The following is a 19,105-nucleotide window of genomic DNA, read 5'->3' on the forward strand; positions in this document are numbered from 1 at the left end:
AAAAGGCGCGAATTGTACCCTAGGGCGCCTATTTTGAAAATGCAAAAACAGCCATAAAACCAGCAGTTACACGAATTTCAAGCGCGTTATCACTTTCGTGGTTTGGCTCTTGCGGTAGGTGCAATCGAATAGGGATCTTCAGGCCAGTGATGCTTGGGATAACGACCTTTCATCTCTTTGCGAACCTCTTGATAGGATCCTTTCCAAAACCCGGCTAAATCTTGGGTGATTTGCAGTGGTCTGCGCGCCGGAGACAACAAATGAATACTCAGCGACACCTTACCGTTTGCCAACGTCGGAGTTGCGTCCAAACCAAACATTTCTTGAAGCTTTACCGCCAATATCGGAGGATTTTGTTGATAATCTATCGAGATTTTAGAACCCGAAGGCACGGTAATTTTTTCGGGCAGCAGTTCATCCAAAGTTTGCGACTGTTGCCAATCAAGCAGGCTAGAAAGTTGAGCCGTCATCGATAAATCTTTTAACTGCGACAAATTGCTAACATTGGTAATGTAAGGTTCCAGCCAAAGTTCTAAAGAGTTCATCAAACCGGCGTTAGAAACATCCGGCCAATTTGAATCGGGATCAATGGTTTTTAATAATTGAACACGCTGGCGCCACTGAAGCGCATTGTCTTCCCACGTAAACCAATTTAAAGCGGTTTCGCCTTTACTCTTAAACCAATCAATTAACGACTCAACTCGCTGCACAGAAGTAATATTTTCAACCGGAGTTTCTTTTAAAACAATAGCGCCCACTTTTACGGTATTTACGGCAAAAAAACGTCCGTCCGAATCGCTCCAACGAATATCGGTTGAGTTTTTTTGCAAATAAGATAATGAATTTTCAATCACCGTTTTGGGCAAAGCTACTGCTGAATAAATTCGATCGCGGGATTGATTTTTTTGCCCACCCAAATCAATAACCACTAACCAATCACTAGCAATTAATGGATCAAGCTCATCTAATACCGCACCACGCCCATTCGCTAACTTATAGACTTCACCACGAACTTTTTTTGCAATTCGATCGGGAAACGCTTGAGCGAGCAAAAATGCGACTAATTCTTTGGCAACATCAACCGAAGATAAAAACGCTGAATTTAAGGTTTCAAAATCAAGTAAATTATCTTGATTTTTTATCGAGAGGTTTTTTATCGACAGATTTTTAACAAGCTGCATTAGCTGTTGAGCAATTTTAACCGAGGCCGATAAATCACGATTATTTTTCGAAACCGTCTGACTCATTGATTCAATAACAGAAAACAAATCTGCACTATTACCTTTAAGTTTATAATCTTGAATTAAAGCTGCAATGTTACAAGCCAATTGTTCAATATAACCGCTAACATTACGTTCGCTTACAGCAGTATTAACGCCCACAGCTTTTGCAACTAACAACATTTTTGCCAAACGCGGCGCTACTGGAAGCAATACCATCTGTTCGCCTAGCGGCGTTAATTGGCCTTCTTTAAAAGCACCTAAGTCATTTAATAAAGTAATACTCGCACCGAGCAAATGTTTTGGCGGAGCGTCTAACCAAAATAAATCGCTAACGTCATCAATTCCCCAAGCTTTTATTTGCAGCAATAAATCCGTTAAATCTGACGATAAAATTTCGGGTGTATCAAATTCAGGTAATTGATAATCTTTTTCTTCGCTCCACATGCGAAAACACACACCCGGCCCTAAACGGCCAGCCCGGCCGGTGCGCTGTTTAGCCGTCGCTTTTGAAACCAATTTTGTTACCAAACGCGTGGTCGTGGTTTTGGCATCAAATTCTGGTAAGCGCACCAAACCCGTATCCACCACGGCGGTAATACCAGGAATAGTCAAACTGGTTTGCGCAATAGAGGTAGACAAAATCACTCGACGAGCAGTTTTATTATTGTTTTTGGGCCTAACAATTTCGTTTTGTGCATCCAACGACAAACCGCCGTGCAAGGCAAAAATCTCGACACTATTGGGGCCAAAATAATGCTGAAGACTGTTTTCTTCTAAATGATTTTTTACGCGATTAATCTCGCTAATTCCCGGTAAAAATACCAATACATTTCCGTCGATTTTAGAAAACGCTTGAGTAACAAACCCATAAACCTCTGAATAAACATCAAACGTAGAATAATTTTTTGCGGAATAAACAATCTCAACCGGAAACGATTTTCCGGGGCTTTCAAGTACGGGAACGGTTTTATTTAAATAACTCGAAAGCGCGCCGGATAAACCCTGAGAATCCAGCGTTGCCGACATCACAATCAATTTTAGCGGGCTTTCCCGTAAATCAGAAAACAATAATTTCGAATTAAGAGTTAAGGCTAAAGCCAAATCGCTGTTTAAACTGCGCTCGTGAAATTCATCAAAAATCACCAAGCTTACGTTTTCTAAACTTGGGTCATCTTGAAGCATACGCAGAAAAACCCCTTCGGTAACCACCTCGATTTTCGTCGCCGCACTCACTTGGGTTTGTAAGCGCACCCGAAAACCCACGGTTTCACCAACAGATTCTTCAAGAATTTCCGCCATACGCATCGCCGCCGTGCGCGCCGCAATTCGGCGTGGCTCAATAACAATAATTTTTCCCAACTCGTTAAAACCATCGAGCAACGCCAAAGGCACTAACGTAGTTTTACCCGCGCCAGGTGGCGCAATTAGCAGTAATTCATCGTTTTGGCTGGTGGCTTCTTGAATGGAAGGCAGTAAATCGGAGATAGGAAAAGTCGGTAGCATGAAGAAACAGTATGAACGTTAAAAATTAATTCATATATTATAGGAATTAGAAATAGTATTCTTCAATTATTGACATCTGATTGACCTTCACCTGAATCAATCAGATGCTTTCTAATGTGCAACTATTCCTCACCGCCCAGAGAAAAATAAAAATCAATGACAGCAGCTATATCCGTTTCGTTAACAACTTTAAAAGACAATCCGTGCTCTACATATTGTGAAGAAATTACTGCTTGAGCTGGAAGACCATGCTCGAAGGAATCACTTATAGCAAAGCTATTTAAATTCATCGTTAATTCTACAACATCAGCCAGTGCAGCTTTCAATTTGTAATCTTGGTCTACATTTGCTATTAAATTATCAATTCGATTAATTGCTAATTTAAAATTTTCTTCTGATACATTCGTTAAAAAATACTCTGCTTCAAAATTGTACAGATAACAAAAAGACTGCCTAACAAGTACCGTATCTCCGTTATTGTAACTTACAGTTTGAGTTACTACCTGCTCACCACTATCTGGGTCGATACTTTGCTCTATCTCAGAAAGTTTAGCGTCTTTTATATTCCTAAATGTATGAATACTTGCCAACGAAATATTACAATTAGAAAGCTCAATAGAGTCACCTTGACTATCGCTCAGTGATTCAGATACTTTCGAAGCAGAGTTTTTTGTTATATTACTAGCATGATTCTCTTGCGGAGGTTTTTCCGCGCATGCAAATCCCGAGAAACAGATTAGCACACACAGTATATATTTTTTTAACATAGCATGTATCCATCACTGTTTATTAATCTCTGAGGCATAAAAATCGTATTTTTATTGTAGTTTTCCACGGCTTTAATGTTTGGAATTATTTCCAAATGCCAACAAGAATTTGACTTAGAAGTTTCGTCAATCATTCGTGAAATATAACCATCTTTTTCAAGCTGTCTTAACGCTGCAGTAAATTTAGACAAGCCGAAATTCTTGCACACTGCTTTGGTTGAGTTAACTCCAATATCAATAATGTTTAATTTTTTGTACCCTGCCTCAGACACACAATGTTTGGATACTCGTAGATTTTTATCTTCATACTCCTCAATTGCCTTAATCATCAAGTTTAAGACTTCACCTTCACTCTTGCTTTTATTGTTTTCAAAAACTTTCAGTACCTGATCACCAACCTTTCCATAGAGAGCGTATTGCTTGCTCAAGTTTATTTTGGCGTTTTTATACATAATAGCCGCTTGCTCTCTCGGAGTTCGTAGAGTAGATGTAATCACAGCGACATCCATTCCTGATTCTTTCAAAGCAAGTTTTATAACATTTAGTGAGTAATTTGACACAACCCTCTTGGATTGCTCAACTCCACTATAAATTACCCGATAACTTGCAAGGCCAGCATTAGAATTAAGTTTTTCTTGTGTAACGCTATTAAGTTTGGTCTTCGTGACGGAGCCACTAACGACCAAATCCCTTTCAATTTTATCCTGTTCCAAACTGCTAAAATATAGAGTGAGAAATCTAAAGGTTTTTCCATTCGGATCTATTCTTCCATCAGGATTTTTCATTCCAACCGCAGATTTCTGAAATTTTAAAATTGCTTCAGTCGTATTTTTTCCTAGAACACCGTCTTCTATTAAAGTTTTTCCTTGAGGTATCAGTTTATTGTGTAGATTCAAATAGACCTGAATAAGTTTTACATCTCTTTTTTCATTTGCACCGTTCTTACCCACAGACCGCAATATACCTTTTGGCATAAAATAATCTCTTTTAGTAAATTAGTATAAATTAAGCTCAACTACTTTGAGCAAGATTGACACAAATGCTCTAACGAATGAATAAATTGAAAGCATGTAAATAATAATACTCAAGTTAACTTTGAGAAATTCCTCCAATACATATAGCTTGAGAACTATAAATTTTTAAAGGTAGAAGAGACTCGAAAAATGAGAATTAAGTCAAGAAAGACTGAAAAAAAGAAAACCCCGAACCAATTCGGAGCTCTCTTTTTGAGTACATTTTACTCAGGCTTTTTGAACTTCAACGTAAAACGGTCGCTGTAGCCTTCAAAGCTTTTGTCGGTGGTGTCTTTTTTCAGGTCATCGGTGGCGTTGTAGTGCAGGTCGCTGTAATCGACAAATTCAAATCCTGCGGCTTGTACTTCTTTGATCATTAACACTGGATCAACACGACGCCAAACTGGACGAGAATAGGGTTCCATGTGGCGGCGAGTGTGGTCTAGGATCGCATAGACGCCACCGGGCTTAAGTGCATCAAATACTTTTTTGTTGAGTTCGGCGCGAGCTTCTGGCGTGAAGTTGTGGGTGTTACGGAAGGTCAACACCATGTCTACGCCGGTTTTGGCGAAATCTAGATTTTTAACATTAAATACGCCGCGAATATCGGTATTGGTTAATTCCGACTCTGGGGCAAGAATTTCAACATCTTTCAAGTCCCAATTTTCAAGCTGATCTTTTACGCGACCCGTTGAAATGGCGACATAGAGCTTACCTTTTTCTTTTAATACGTTACCCAAAACTTTGGTGTACCAGCCACCACCTGGAAACAGTTCGATAACTTCCATATCAGGTTCAAGACCGAAAAAGGTCAGAGTTTCGACAGGCTTACGCTCGGCATCACGCGCTTTGTCTTCGTCGGTTCGAATCGAACTTTCTAACGCTTTGGCAATGGCTTTTTCAGCAGCGGTTTCTGCGAAGGTCTGCCCAGCAAAAGCTAAGGTCGCGGTTGCTAAGGCCGGCAGCATGAAAGATTTCCACGTTAATCTCGCGCTTTTCAACATCTTGATTACCCTTTTGGTCAACTTATAGTCAATTTTTATGATAAATATCGAGGTGGTCATTATTAGGGATTGTTTGATCAATTCCTAAAGCAAATCTTGAATATGTCTTTTATTTCACAAGAAAGTTTCAATATTTAGGAGGAATTGAACTAATTTGATGGAATGTGAGCGCTTTTAGAGAACACTGACCTAGAGAACACGGACTCGTAGATCAATCAAAATAGGAGATACGTGACATGAAGATGAAGAAGGAGATTACCCCAGCACTATTTATGGCTGGCCATGGCTGGGGTAATAAGGCTTATGTACCTAGATTGTTTAAGATAAGAGCGACCACAACAACCTGTGGCAAGGTAATGAGTGGCAAAAACAACGCAATCTTCCAAGATTTCATGGTGTCTTTGATGACCATAACCTCGGTGTAGTCGGTAGCAACACCGGCCATCAAGAAGGCAAAACCATTACCCGGTGCCGAGGTACGATTCATAATATCGGCGGCAATGGGGGCGGAACCTTCCGAACACACCTCAATAATCGTTGCCGCAACGAGTGTTACCGCCAAACCTAAAACGGATGGACCTAACCATTGTTGGAATACATCTGGATCGACAAACGCGCGAATCAACGACGCCAAAACCACACCAAATAACAACCAACGCAAGACAATACGTGAACCACTCACAGACTCATCGAAAATGCGTTTGAGTAACTCTGTATTCCAGGTGATTCCAGACCATGATTCTTTCACCAAGGTACTCAAAGGTATTTGGCTGTGTTCTTCTAACTCGGTTGACGACGAAGCAGGATTAGACGGCAGCTTACCGGCCGCGACAAGACGCTCAAAAACCCAACCCGTTGTAACTGCTAATACCATTGATAACAGAATAAAGGCTAGAGTCCACTGCCAACCAATTAAGGCGATTAAGATCAAGGTTAACGAAAATGAATTCCAAGGGCTGGCCACCAAGAACGCCATGGTTTGGCCCAGACTAGCGCCCTTTTGATACAGCTTCATACCCACCATTAGAATGCCATGGCTGCATAGATCCATTAACACACCGGCCAATGTGGCGCGAACCAAACCACTGGTTGAGCCACCTTTGCCTAAAATACGTAGCACAATGGTTTGCGGAATTTGTGCGAGAACACCAACAAATACGAAGGCAATCAACAAACTAAACCACATGGTGTTGAGTAACTCGAACACGCTGTGAGTTAAGGTCTCTACCTGTGATACACCAAAATCGATGTTCAATGCGTAAAGGCCGTAGCCGAGGGCACAAATGATTAAGCTCGACCACAACATCCAATCGATGGATTGCTTTGGATGACAGCAGCTAGACTCTTCACCTTCGTGAGCTTCAACTTTGGTTTTAGGCGAAGGGCCGCAGCAAGAATGCAGCGATTCATTTTGGGAAGATGTTTGATCGGGTGATTGCGCCACCGGATCGTCATTGACTTTTTTGTGTCCGCAACAACTTGAAGACACAGCATCTGTACTACTCAAGTTAGCCCCCTATTTAAGAACCTCTGATTAACTCATCCATGATTTAATCAGAGGACAAAAATTAAAAGTGCGATTTCCAATTTCTTGACAATTTCAATCACTTACCGTTCTTGAAATTGGCGACACATCTTTGTGTTGCCAGAGTGTCACCGGAAACTCTGGGTGAATCAAAGTTTCCTTTAGTTTGACGTAGATGACGACTAAAACAGAAAACCAGGTGCTTTATATATTGACAACATAATTGAAAATATTACAAGCAAACTATGCTCGCAGGCCTGTTTAAATCGTATTCACCCTAATTACGTCAAAATACATACCAATAAATTTATCTGTAAGAGCTTCCAAAGCAGAATCTCTACTGAAGAACGACTCAAGCAGCGCAGGCAAGGCACCCTCCCAAATAAGAAAGGTCGTTTTCCATTTTGTGGCCTACATCTCTGTCGAATATTTCGTTAAAAATAGACCAGTCTAATCTATCAGAGTTTAACGAAAACCATGGCTCGCACGCGCAACGATGACAAATATTCTGGTAATAAAGAGAGTTTAATTGCGGCCGGAGAGGCTTTAATCAGAAAAGCCAGTTATTCGCAAATTGGTATTAACGACGTTCTGCGAGAAACCGGAATTCCCAAGGGTTCGTTTTATCACTATTTCGATAGTAAATTAGAGTTTGGTATTGCTGTTTCCGAATTTTATCACCAAAAGCAAATGGAAACGGCACGTAAAACTCTTAAAAATCAGCACCTAGCGCCTATCAATCGTTTACAAGGTTTTTTTGAAAGCGCCCTGCAAGATATGAAAACCAAACAATTTACTCAAGGTTGCTTAATGTGCAATTTAACCACCGAATTAGCCGATGAAAATAATGAATTAAAAAATGTGCTTAATCGGCAATGGCAAGAATTAAGCAATGAAATAGCCGATTGTTTAAAAGCCATTGAATTAAAGTCGCTAAACTTAGAACACCTAAGCAGAACTGAGGCAGCAGACTGGTTACTGAATTCTTGGAGCGGTGCATTAACACGCATGAAATCCAGTGGTAACGCACAGCCTTTACATTTATTTCTTAAATCTCTGCATTTGCAATCAACCATTAATCATTAATCATTAATCATTAATCAACCAAAATCAGTTTTATTAGATACTTCAAAAATACATTGATTAATAGATGTTTTAACCGCCCTTACAGAGCAACCTTCACTGAATTAACTAACGTTATTTAATTAAAAACGGGATTATCATGCAAACTAAAAAAACCATTTTATTAACCGGCAGCAGCCGTGGCATTGGTCTTTTAACCGCTAAAACTCTTGCTAAAGCTGGACACAAAGTTTACGCCTCTATGCGCGACATTAGTACTCGCAACAGTGCAATTGCTAAAGAATTGTCAGAGTTTGCGACGGCAAACAAATTAGATTTAATTCCAACTGAGTTGGATGTTACCTCTAAAGAACAATGTGACAGTGTGATCAGCGAAATTCAAAAACAAAATACCATTGATGTTTTAATTAACAATGCCGGTGTCATGCCCGTTGGTTTAACAGAAGCCTTCACCAATGAACAAGTGCAAGCCTGTATGGATGTAAACTTATTCGGCCCAATTAACACCACGAAAGCCGTTTTACCCGCAATGCGTGCCAATAAAAATGGCAAATTAATTCATTTAAGTTCGTCAGCCGGACGTTTATCGATTCCGTATTTTGGCGTTTACTGTTCATCAAAATGGGCATTAGAAGCTTACATGGAATCACTGCAAATCGAATTAGACTCGTTTAATATCGAGACTTGCATCATTGAGCCAAGTGGCCACGGAACTGAGTTGGTTAACTCTTCACCAGAACCTAGTGATAAAAATTGCCTAGAAAGCTACGGCGAATTAGCTCAAGGTCGTGATAAATTATTAGGCATGTTTAAAGGCTTTTTCGCGCAACAAGATCCAATTTCAGATGCACAAAATATTGCCGACGCTATTTTAACCTTGGTTGAACAATCAGAGCCTATGCCGATTCGTTACCAAATTGGCCAAGATATGGGCGTAGAAGGTATTAATAAGGCTACCGCCCCCATTCAAAATGGTTTAACCGAGCAACTTAAGCCTGTTTACAGTAACTAGACAAATAGCTTTGGAATTCTCACCGAATTAATTAGACAAGCATAATATGGATTTACACGCTCAATACACAAGGATGTGTGTCGCAAAACAGCGGCAATATTAGGTTTTAAACTACGGAACCAACAATTTAAAAATCACAAGCTCAGAAAATAGTCTTATTTTTAAACACTGCTAATATTTTAAATTTTTATTCCAAATATTTAATTTGATCAAAATTAATCCGCATCAATTTATTGAAAACTCTAATTAACCTAGAGTCCCGAGCGACAAAAGATGTGTCGCCAATTTCAAGAACGGTAAGTGATTGAAATTGTGACGAAATGAGAAATTGCACTTTCAATTTCTGTCCTCTGATTAAATCCCGGATGCGTTAATCAGTGGCTCCTATAAAGTTTAGTATAAAAACAGGTAAGAACCCCGCCTTAATATATGTTAACAAAATTTTTAGTTTTTTATTTTTACCGGTTAAGTCTTTTTTTCATGGAACGGCTCGCATTTATTTTTTCAATCTACTTTGCCAGCTTTCAACGCTAATAACTTGAAAAGTCTAGAAGTTTTCTACGCGGATATTTTCCGTATAACTTTTATTAAAAATAAGCAGTAGATTTATGCTCAAGACAATGTCATATTATTGACCCCTCAGGATTTTAAGCCCTTTCTTTACATTTTTAATACCCGCTATTTCATTGGCAAATTCTCAAATTCGATGTTATAAAAGTTTAGACGATGCAATTTTAAGAGTTTAATTCCATAATTCTCTTATCTGTATATTGCACCGCGACCAAAGCCTTTCATCTCATTCTCAGAGGAATCGATGCTTATGGGTCAAGCGCATATTGCTGTTAACAACCAAAACAACCTTCCTATCCGCTACGTTCTTGATACGAACGTTCTTATCCACGACCCAACCGCATTATTAAAATTTGAAGAACATCACATAACCATTCCCATGACGGTTTTAGAGGAGCTAGACAAGCTTAAAAACGGCCGTAATACAACCGCAGCTGATTGCCGACAAGCAATCCGTGAAATCGATAAAATCCTGGGCCGAGCTGAGCCCGAAGACGTTGAATCGGGTGTTCCGATTATGCGCGAAGCGACCGACTCTCATCTCGGCTCCCTATCGATTATGATGTCTAAATGCCCCGAAAATGTAACTCTTCTTCCAAACCATCTAAACGACAACAAAATCCTTAACGACATCTGTTTTTTAAAAGCCCAATACCCCAATCAATCAGTGGTGCTGGTTACTAAAGATATCAACATGCGCCTTAAGGCTCGTGGCTGCGGAATTGAAGCCCAGGACTATCAAAATGATCAATCGATTTCAGATATTGAATATTTGCATAAAGGCTTTTTGATGTTTGAGGGCAGCTTTTGGGATCAAATTGAAAAAGTTGATACCGAACAGCAGCTAGGCCGCACAATTCATATATTGCCCCGCGTTGATCCCATCCAAAATATTTACCCAAATCAATTTATTTTGGATGAAATGGGTTTTGTTGGCAGAGTTATCAATGTAGATGCTCACGAAATTACCGTGCTGCACCTCGACGAAGGAAAACTCCTTACCACCGAAGCTTGGGGCTTAATTCCACGTGATATCTATCAAGCCTGCGCGCTCAACCTATTGCTCGACCCAGATGTGCATTTGGTTAATTTAACGGGTTCGGCCGGCTCTGGAAAAACCATTCTCGCCCTAGCTGCCGCCATTGAAATGACTATGGCTACAAAAACCTATCGTCGTATTATTGCAACGCGAAGCACCCAAGGCCTTGACGAAGACATTGGCTTTTTACCGGGTACAGAAGCGGAGAAAATGAGTCCTTGGTTAGGCGCAATTACCGACAACCTTGAAGCTTTGCACTGTGAAGACGAAGACTGCGACGGCAGTGTTGATTACGTGTTAAATAAAGTGCCTTTACACTTCAAATCGTTGAATTACATACGCGGACGTAGCTTTCAGCACAGCCTGATCATTATTGATGAGTGCCAAAATCTCACTCCACACCAGATAAAAACCATTATTACCCGCGCGGGCAATGGCTCTAAAGTCATTTGTCTGGGCAATCTCGCGCAAATTGATACTCCCTATTTAAACGCTAACAGCTCGGGTTTAACTTATCTGAGCGAACGCTTCAAAAACTTCGCTTCCGGTGGCAGCATTCAACTGCAAGGTGTTCCACGCTCTGCTCTTGCTGAATATGCCGAAGCGAATCTCTAAGAATCCTATCAACTCTGAATTTACGGCGGTGCAGAAATGTACCGCCAATCACAAATGTACCGCCAATCACAATTGAAACCTCTGATTAATTGATCCTTATTAAAATTAGCTAAGCAGCACAGTACCTGTAGTCACACGAGGCACTTAATATTTGCACAGCAATAATGGGCAATATTGCCGTAAATAATGATAACAACACTGACAATTTCTCAGAATTGCAGCAATTCTTAACACAGTAATTGGCAGCAGTTCTAGGATTTAATAGACTGAGACTTAATAAAACCAGTTTATCCGAGTGTGTAACTTGGTTATTGCCAGACGTTAAATGAAGTTTTTTACCGATTATTTTGCTTTTAACGTAAACCATTCCCATCAAAAACATCGTCTACACAGCTCACCATTAGGTATTAAATACACATCGTTGGCTTTTACCGTAACTACGCTGCGATCAGTTTGCTTGCAAAATGGGCTAACACTTACCATGTTTAAAAGCGAGATGAGTGTTTAATTACAAAACCCAAATGCTAAGAAACAACTAAGAAACGCGATGCAATGTAAAGATCACGCTTTATCGGAATTCAAATCAAAAAATTAGTCTGCACGGTAGAAAAAAACGGTATTTAATACATTCGGCGAGAGTCAAAATATAGAGCCTTAAATATAGCGCTCTAAATATACAATCCAAATATGAGAGCCTTTGATTAACTCATTTATGATTTAATCAAAGAACAGTGGTTAACAATGCGACTGCTAATTTCTTCATAATTTCAGCCACTTACCGCTCTTAAAATTGACGATACATGCTTTGTGTTGCTGAAAACTCTGGGTTAATCGGAGTTTTCTATAGATACGATCTTATAGATCACGCTATTTATTGGTATAACATTAGTAGATATAACAAAAATTAGTGGGTATAAGAAAAATAGGTCCAACAAAAACCGGAGAATAAAAAGCATTGGTTGTAAGAGTTTGCAATAAGGATATTCAGCAAAGTTTGCATCAAGAAAATACAACTAAAATATAGATAAACGCATTTGCAAATTCACAAATTTTTAATATCCATGCCTCGCCGCTGCAATACTGTAAAGACTACCATCATATTTTGGCGTGACTTTGGCTAGTATTCAAACGCTTTAAATACCTAAGTCGTACACTTAAGACCGAGAATGCTTAACGGAACCTAAACAGGCTTATGATAATTTTGTGATAACTTCGGCGATTGTGGCTCAGATCCAAAACTGCTGTAAAACTCACAGTAGTCTTTATATTTAATGCTGCTATAATGCGCGCCCCGAACGTGGATACATAACAATTACTAGCCTTCCTTTAGGTGCTTTCACTTAAAAGATTTTTAAAGGGAACCCAGAGATTGGTTTATCCAAATCTATACGTGTGGCCTGCCCGATTTTTTTTATAAAATTTATACAAAAATCAATCTCTGTTCGAGTTACAGATTTAATTAATAATTAACAATCCCTTTTCATTGGAGGAGTTTCTCTTATGTGGATTAGCAAAAAAAGTTTATCCAGTGCAGTTATCATTGCATCCACTCTTGTTTCAGTAAACAGCTTCGCACAAGACGACACCGTAGAAGTTAAAGTTGGCGGTTTCATCCGTGCAGATTATGGCGATGGCGATCGTTACTCTGAAGAGCAAGGCGAAGACCGTCTTGGCGTTTCTAAAGCTGCCTTAGCTGCTCAATCTACCTACAAAAACGTAACTGGCGTTTTAGTTTTCGGTACCGAAATTCTTACTGACGGTGATGACAACGCAGACGGCAACGTTGACGTTAAAGATGCATTCATCGTTTTAAACAATGTTGGCGACTCAGTTGTTAGCTTCTCTGTTGGTGCACAACCTCTATTATTCGGCTTGAAGCCAGAAGGTTACCCAGGTGACCACAGCATCCAAGCTTCTATCGAGTACGGTGCAGGCGGTTTGTTCGCAGTTGCTAACCAAGCTGGTCCATCGATCATTTCTTGGGCTGACTTCGGTGACTTCACTCTACGTGGTGGTGTTTTCGATCTAAACAGCAACTACGACGACGTAACTTTCGCTGAGTTCGGCGACGACGGCTCTTCTGTTTCTGACAACTTCTTCTTGCAATTACGTGGCACCAACATTGGCGGCACCGGTATCTACGGCGTAATTGGTGCAGAGTCTGTATTCGTTGATCCACAAAACGACGGCGAAACCATCACCACTATCGGTCTTGGTTGGTCTAACAGCGTAATCGACGTTTCTGCTGAATACGTTCAGTTAGATGAAACCATCATCCAAGCTGGCGGTTTTGATATCGATGACGACGAAACTTACTTGATTCTTGAAGCTTCTGTAAAAGCTACTGACAAGTTAAGCTTCTACGCAGACTACTCTGAAGCTGACGAAGTTGAGTTCGAAACTATCCGTGTTGGCGTTGACTACTTGTACAACAAATTCACTGTTTTCTCAGCTGAATACTCTCAAGATGAATTCGATGGCGGCGACGACATCGACAGCATCGACTTCCGTATTGCTCTTAAATACTAATTTAAGACCTTTACGATGGTCTGAACCCTTAGCGGTTTAGCAAAAAAAGCCCGACATAGTCGGGCTTTTTTGTTTTTGTTTTTGTTTTTGTTGTTTAAGCATCTTTGATTAAATTCGCTTAATTATATTTTGTACAAATTAGATAAATAATCGCCTAGCTAAAATAAAAACAACTCAGTAATCGGTGAGAAAACCACCACTTTGATGCTTCCATAATTGGGAATACAAGCCATCTTTTGCCACTAATTCTTCGTGACTACCCTGCTCCACAATCTTGCCTTGATCAAACACCAACAAACGATCCATTGCCGCAATAGTCGAAAGTCTGTGTGCGATAGCAATTACCGTCTTATTCAACATTAGCTCGTTTAAACTTTGCTGAATACTGACTTCAACTTCGGAATCAAGCGCTGAGGTTGCTTCGTCTAGAATTAATATTGGAGCGTCTTTTAACATCACACGGGCAATCGCAATACGCTGACGCTGGCCGCCAGAGAGCTTAACGCCACGCTCACCCACATACGCATCGTAACCGGTACGACCTTTCGAATCCGATAAATTCAAAATAAACTCATGAGCCTTGGCTTTTTTGGCCGCTGCAATCATTTCTTCATCGGAGGCAAAGGGTTTGCCAAATTTAATGTTGTCTCTAACCGAGCGATGCAACAACGATGTATCTTGAGTCACCATCGCGATGTGTTCGCGCAAACTCTCTTGCTTAAGCATCGCGATATTTTGTCCATCAATACAAATCGAGCCGCTCTGAATGTCGTAAAAGCGCAGCAGTAAATTTACGAAACTCGATTTGCCGGAACCAGAACGCCCAACAATACCAACCTTTTCACCCGCGTTAATCACCAAATTCAAATCGGTAAAAACTTGGATATTGTTAACTTTACGCCCGTAGGAAAAATTCACTTGGTTGAACTCGATTTCCCCTTGTCGAACAATCAGAGGCTTAGCATCAACGATGTCCACGACGTCGCGAGGTCTTGCGATGGTTGAGATTCCATCCGATACGGTACCAAGCTGCTCAAATAAGGCGCTAACTTCCCACATAATCCAATGAGACATGCCGGTAAGTCGAATCGATAAACTCATCGCAATAGCAATAGCGCCAGTACTGATTGCATCTTGCATCCAAAGCCAAATACCTAAAGCACCAACCGAAAAGACCAACAACATATTGGTAATCCAAATCGTTAAATTCAGCAGGGTTACCAATCGCATTTGTGGGTGCACGGTGGACATAAACTCCTCCATACCAGCGCGCACGTAACTCGCTTCTCGATTTGAATGGGAAAAAAGCTTTACGGTTAATATGTTGGTGTAACTATCGACCACTCTGCCGGTCATCAGTGATCGTGCATCGGCTTGTACTTCTGATGTTCTTTTCAGTTTAGGAACAAAAAAACGCAAAACTAAAACATACACAAACAACCAAACAATCAGTGGCACAGCGACTCTGATATCCGCATCTGCCAGCAGAACAATGGCGGTAATCAAATACACCGTTGCGAACAGCAACACGTCCAGAAGCTTCATCACAGAGTCGCGAATCGCTAGGGAGGTTTGCATAACCTTGGTAGCGATTCGGCCACTAAATTCATCTTGAAAGAAACTGAAACTTTGATTCAACAGGTATCGGTGTGCACGCCACCGCACTGCCATTGGAAAATTACCCAACAAACTTTGATGCACTATGGTCGAGTGTAAAAATACCGCCAAAGGCATTCCCAGTAAGATGAACAGAGAAATACCGAGTAATTTCGGCCACTGTTCTTCGAGGAATGTCTCTCTGTCGGACGACACCAACCAATCAACCAGCTGCCCCAATATACCGAATAAATAAGCCTCCCCCACTGCAATCATGCCGGTAAGCAGGGCCATTGTAATCAGCACCTTTTCAATACCTTGCGAGTAGTGACGACAGAATGCTAGTAAAGACTTAGGAGGTTGTTTTAAATGCTCTTCGGGAAAAGGCTCTATCAACCTCTCAAAAAAACTAAAAATCATAGGTTTGTATACCAGAGCCAAAAATCGATTCAAATCTTACTGTGAGACTATTTCTAGGGAAGTTACAATATACGATCTAAGCGGAATTTTGTTGCTAATTTTTTTAAACATAAAATTCTAATATTATCGATTTGCGCGCAAATTATATAAATACGTCAAATCTCGACCTTAATCGTTTAAATCTCCACCAGCGTGTGCGATATCTCCTACAAAATCTTAGTACTTCTCCTACATACGGATTCACAGACTTGGCGCAAAATACATCCATAAATTCGAAAAACCAATAAACAGAGTTTGTAATAATTCCGACAGGAATTAGTGACATAATATGGAGATTGGGTGAGATAGTTCATAAAAAAGTTACACTGAACTGTCTATAAATAAGAAGATTTACTTAAACGAATTTATGGAATTACCTATCTTCTTAAGGAATAAGAGCTCGTACTACAAGGTAAGTAGTTGAATAGGTATACCTGGGAAGGACTACTCGGGGTCTTAGGAAAAAATCACGGAATGATCGGCTAGGAAGCCAATATAAGGTTACGGAAAAGACCATTAAGGATGAAACAGGAAGGTATTTTTAGGGAGGAAATGTTCAGGGAAGAGGTGCAAAGGAAACCGCACAACAACAGATGAAGCCGGATGCTTTGGTAGGGAAAAGGATTAGCAGGAAGCTTAAAAGCCAATCAAACAGCATAGATAGGGAAATCACGTTCAGGATGAACGTTTTGTACTTGGATTTGTACGTAGGTTGTTTGGGATAGTTACTTCAAGGATTGATTGTTTTCAAGGAAGACGGATTCTGGATGAGTCTTTCGGCAATGGAATAAAATTTACAGAGACTTTCTCTGGCAGGATGCACAAAGGAATAATCGGATAGACCAAGAAAGGTCAAGGGATGCTGCTCTAATTACTGGAGACTCATGTAACTTGCCAGTTGCATGAGTCGAATCATTCTTTAAGTACAGAGCACTTAATATTTGCTACTCTTTTAAGCACAGCAATCGTATTGATTGCTCAAACAATTCGCTTTAGAGCGGTCATCTATCGGATAAATAATTTTGTTCAGGCAAAATTATTTTTACGACTCACCACACGCTGAAACAAACGCGTTTCTATAATTGTATCAACTACCAATACTATCTTTTAAATGAAGAGAAGATCTTCATAGATTGAATACCTGTACTGTTCTGATTTTATAAGCCACAGGTAATTTACCAGGGCTGATTTACCCACAACAGCTCTCCCGCACCGGCCATCAAATATTCTGTTTCGATACACACTAACGAACTGGTTCCAAGCCTTAATTTACCGGCCTCCAAACCTGCAAGCCAATCGACGAAGGTCCCTATTAATGGTTGATGAGTGACCATCAAAAGTGATTCAACGCCAGACAGTTCAATAGCCTTGCTCAAACGCTCTGGATTAGCCTCCGGCACTAATAACTCGGTGGTATCGAACATCAAATGAGGAATAAATTTTTGTGCGAGTGTTGCTGTCTGCTGAGCACGAACGTAGGGACTTGCCCAAAACGATGTGACAGAGTTGAGTTCATGGGAGCGCTTTTCCAACACGTCGTTGGTTTCAGCAACTCCGCGAGCAGTAAGCTGGCGAGTACTATCAGCTGGGCAATAAGGCTCTGCTTCGCCGTGTCGAAGTAAGAATAGTTTCATGGTTGCTACTCTCAACAAGTCTATGGCCCGTTCAAAAATCTGATAGTAGATTTGAACGATTACGGTGACATTACAAAAAATTAAACAATAAGCAGTGCAGTCTTAGAGATTGCTGCCTTACAGATCGCTAGATTAGTCGGAACCACCAACATCGGATGCATCGTCAACCTTATCGTCTGTGTTTGGCCAATCTTGAAATGGAAAGGGTTTTTCTTCCGAGTTAAACGACAAAAACAAGAAACCTTGCTGAATATACTGAGAAAGCCCCGAACCAAACTTCAATAGATTTGCGTTCGGCTCGCCACTCACTAAGGTTAGAACAAACTGAAGAAAGACCAAAAGCCACGTTAAGATTACGGAAATATATACGCCAAAACCAATAATGACCATATACAGTAATCTTAACCAAATATTTTCTTTATTCCAGGCGAAGTGCTTGTCAGTCATTATTTTTTACCGTGAATTCGACGTCGTAATTTTGTTCGCCCTGCATCAGTCGTTTAGCAACTTCTGATACAGGTTTATTCTCGAACAATACTGCATGTAATCCAGAAACCAAAGGCATGTATACATCCAGCTCGTCCGCTTTTTTCTTAACAATGCGAACGGTGTTAACCCCTTCGGCAACTTGACCAATTTCTTCTATGGCCTGATCCAAAGTCTTGCCACGACCAATACTGAATCCTACCCGATAATTTCGGCTCAAATCGGAAGTACAGGTTAAAATTAAATCACCCACACCGGCCAAACCCAAAAAAGTCATTGGATTTGCGCCAAGCTCTGTTGCAAACCGGCTCATTTCAGCAAGGCTTCGCGTCAGTAACATCGCTTGAGTGTTATGCCCTGTACCCATGGCCGCAGCCATACCGGCGACAATAGCGTAGATATTTTTCAGTGCGCCGCCGAGCTCTACGCCATAGCGGTCATGGTTGGAATAAACCCGAAAGCTGGGTGAACTGAGCACCTCTTGAACGGTTTCTATCAACGTTTCGTTTTCACTGGCGATCACCGTACCGGTTTGCTGATTCTGAACGATCTCCTTAGCGAAGTTCGGCCCACTTAACACACCAATCGGGTGATTTGGGACTTCCTCTTCCAGTATTTGGCTCATCAGCACAAAGCCTTCTGGCTCGATACCTTTAGCGGTACTGACAATCCCAGCGCCTGGATCTAACAGGGGTTTAACAGTTTGAATCACCGAGCGAAAAGACTTACTTGGAATGGATACAAACACCAACTGAGCACCCGTTAGTGCCGCGGTCAAATCTGAGGTGATGGTGAGTTGATCGCACAACTTATAGCCGGGAAGGTATTTTTTGTTTTCGCGATCGTTTTGGCAGCTCAGCGCCTGCTCTTCATTGCGCATCCATTGAAAAACATTGTGGCCGTTAGAGGCAGTGAAATTAGCGATTGCTGTTCCAAAACTTCCGCCACCGAGAACCGCAATTTTCTTTGGGCCTTGCATATAAATCCTTGTAAATAATGAATTTTACGAGAAATTTGCGCCTTTGGATTAAGGCTAGCTCATTAAGC

The 19,105-nt window shown here is 40.7% G+C and carries 13 protein-coding genes; 4 read left to right on the forward strand and 9 right to left on the reverse strand.

The genetic code is table 11. From position 1 onward, the window contains the following. Positions 1 to 89: 89 nt before the first annotated feature. The 5 genes from hrpB to ACYQ28_RS05585 form a co-directional block, all read right to left on the reverse strand. On the reverse strand, positions 90 to 2,726 hold the full coding sequence (hrpB, locus tag ACYQ28_RS05565) for an ATP-dependent helicase HrpB (RefSeq protein WP_460048663.1): 2,637 nt from the start codon (positions 2,724 to 2,726) through the stop codon (positions 90 to 92). A 122-nt stretch (positions 2,727 to 2,848) separates the two neighbouring features. After that, on the reverse strand, positions 2,849 to 3,493 hold the full coding sequence (locus tag ACYQ28_RS05570; RefSeq protein WP_460048664.1) for a hypothetical protein: 645 nt from the start codon (positions 3,491 to 3,493) through the stop codon (positions 2,849 to 2,851). After that, on the reverse strand, positions 3,487 to 4,467 hold the full coding sequence (locus ACYQ28_RS05575; protein ID WP_460048666.1) for a peptidoglycan-binding domain-containing protein: 981 nt from the start codon (positions 4,465 to 4,467) through the stop codon (positions 3,487 to 3,489). Before ACYQ28_RS05575 ends, ACYQ28_RS05570 begins: the two co-directional genes overlap by 7 nt. 263 nt (positions 4,468 to 4,730) lie before the next feature. Then, complete coding sequence (locus ACYQ28_RS05580) at positions 4,731 to 5,474, reverse strand: class I SAM-dependent methyltransferase (RefSeq protein WP_460048668.1); 744 nt, start codon at positions 5,472 to 5,474, stop codon at positions 4,731 to 4,733. A 337-nt stretch (positions 5,475 to 5,811) separates the two neighbouring features. Further along, entirely contained in the window at positions 5,812 to 7,017 is a 1,206-nt protein-coding gene (locus ACYQ28_RS05585; RefSeq protein WP_460048669.1) for a permease, read from the reverse strand. Between the two features lie 495 nt (positions 7,018 to 7,512). Between ACYQ28_RS05585 and ACYQ28_RS05590 the strand changes: the two genes are divergently transcribed. The 4 genes from ACYQ28_RS05590 (at position 7,513) to ACYQ28_RS05605 (ending at position 13,883) form a co-directional block, all read left to right on the forward strand. Then, positions 7,513 to 8,121, forward strand: coding sequence for a TetR/AcrR family transcriptional regulator (locus ACYQ28_RS05590; RefSeq protein ID WP_460048670.1), 609 nt, complete (start codon positions 7,513 to 7,515; stop codon positions 8,119 to 8,121). Between the two features lie 136 nt (positions 8,122 to 8,257). After that, on the forward strand, positions 8,258 to 9,130 hold the full coding sequence (locus tag ACYQ28_RS05595; protein ID WP_460048671.1) for an SDR family oxidoreductase: 873 nt from the start codon (positions 8,258 to 8,260) through the stop codon (positions 9,128 to 9,130). Positions 9,131 to 9,950: 820 nt separating this feature from the next. Next, positions 9,951 to 11,354, forward strand: a complete 1,404-nt coding sequence (locus ACYQ28_RS05600; RefSeq protein ID WP_460048673.1) for a PhoH family protein — start codon at positions 9,951 to 9,953, stop codon at positions 11,352 to 11,354. A 1,500-nt stretch (positions 11,355 to 12,854) separates the two neighbouring features. Next, positions 12,855 to 13,883 carry a hypothetical protein gene (locus tag ACYQ28_RS05605; protein ID WP_460048674.1) on the forward strand — a complete coding sequence of 343 codons (1,029 nt, stop codon included), beginning with the start codon at positions 12,855 to 12,857 and terminating at the stop codon, positions 13,881 to 13,883. A 174-nt stretch (positions 13,884 to 14,057) separates the two neighbouring features. Here ACYQ28_RS05605 and ACYQ28_RS05610 read toward each other — a convergent pair whose 3' ends face one another. From ACYQ28_RS05610 to ACYQ28_RS05625, 4 genes are all read right to left on the reverse strand, one after another. After that, positions 14,058 to 15,896, reverse strand: coding sequence for an ABC transporter ATP-binding protein (locus tag ACYQ28_RS05610; protein ID WP_460048936.1), 1,839 nt, complete (start codon positions 15,894 to 15,896; stop codon positions 14,058 to 14,060). A 1,217-nt stretch (positions 15,897 to 17,113) separates the two neighbouring features. Further along, positions 17,114 to 17,572: a phosphohistidine phosphatase SixA gene (gene sixA / locus ACYQ28_RS05615; RefSeq protein WP_460048675.1), complete on the reverse strand. Its 459-nt coding sequence runs from the start codon at positions 17,570 to 17,572 to the stop codon at positions 17,114 to 17,116. 132 nt (positions 17,573 to 17,704) lie between these two features. Next, entirely contained in the window at positions 17,705 to 18,019 is a 315-nt protein-coding gene (locus tag ACYQ28_RS05620; RefSeq protein WP_460048676.1) for a DUF4389 domain-containing protein, read from the reverse strand. After that, positions 18,012 to 19,037 (reverse strand): NAD(P)H-dependent glycerol-3-phosphate dehydrogenase, encoded by a 1,026-nt coding sequence (locus tag ACYQ28_RS05625; protein WP_460048677.1) that lies wholly within the window; start codon positions 19,035 to 19,037, stop codon positions 18,012 to 18,014. The genes ACYQ28_RS05620 and ACYQ28_RS05625 overlap by 8 nt, the downstream gene beginning before the upstream one ends. Positions 19,038 to 19,105 lie beyond the last annotated feature (68 nt).

It is taken from the genome of Sessilibacter sp. MAH1 (assembly GCF_054658315.1).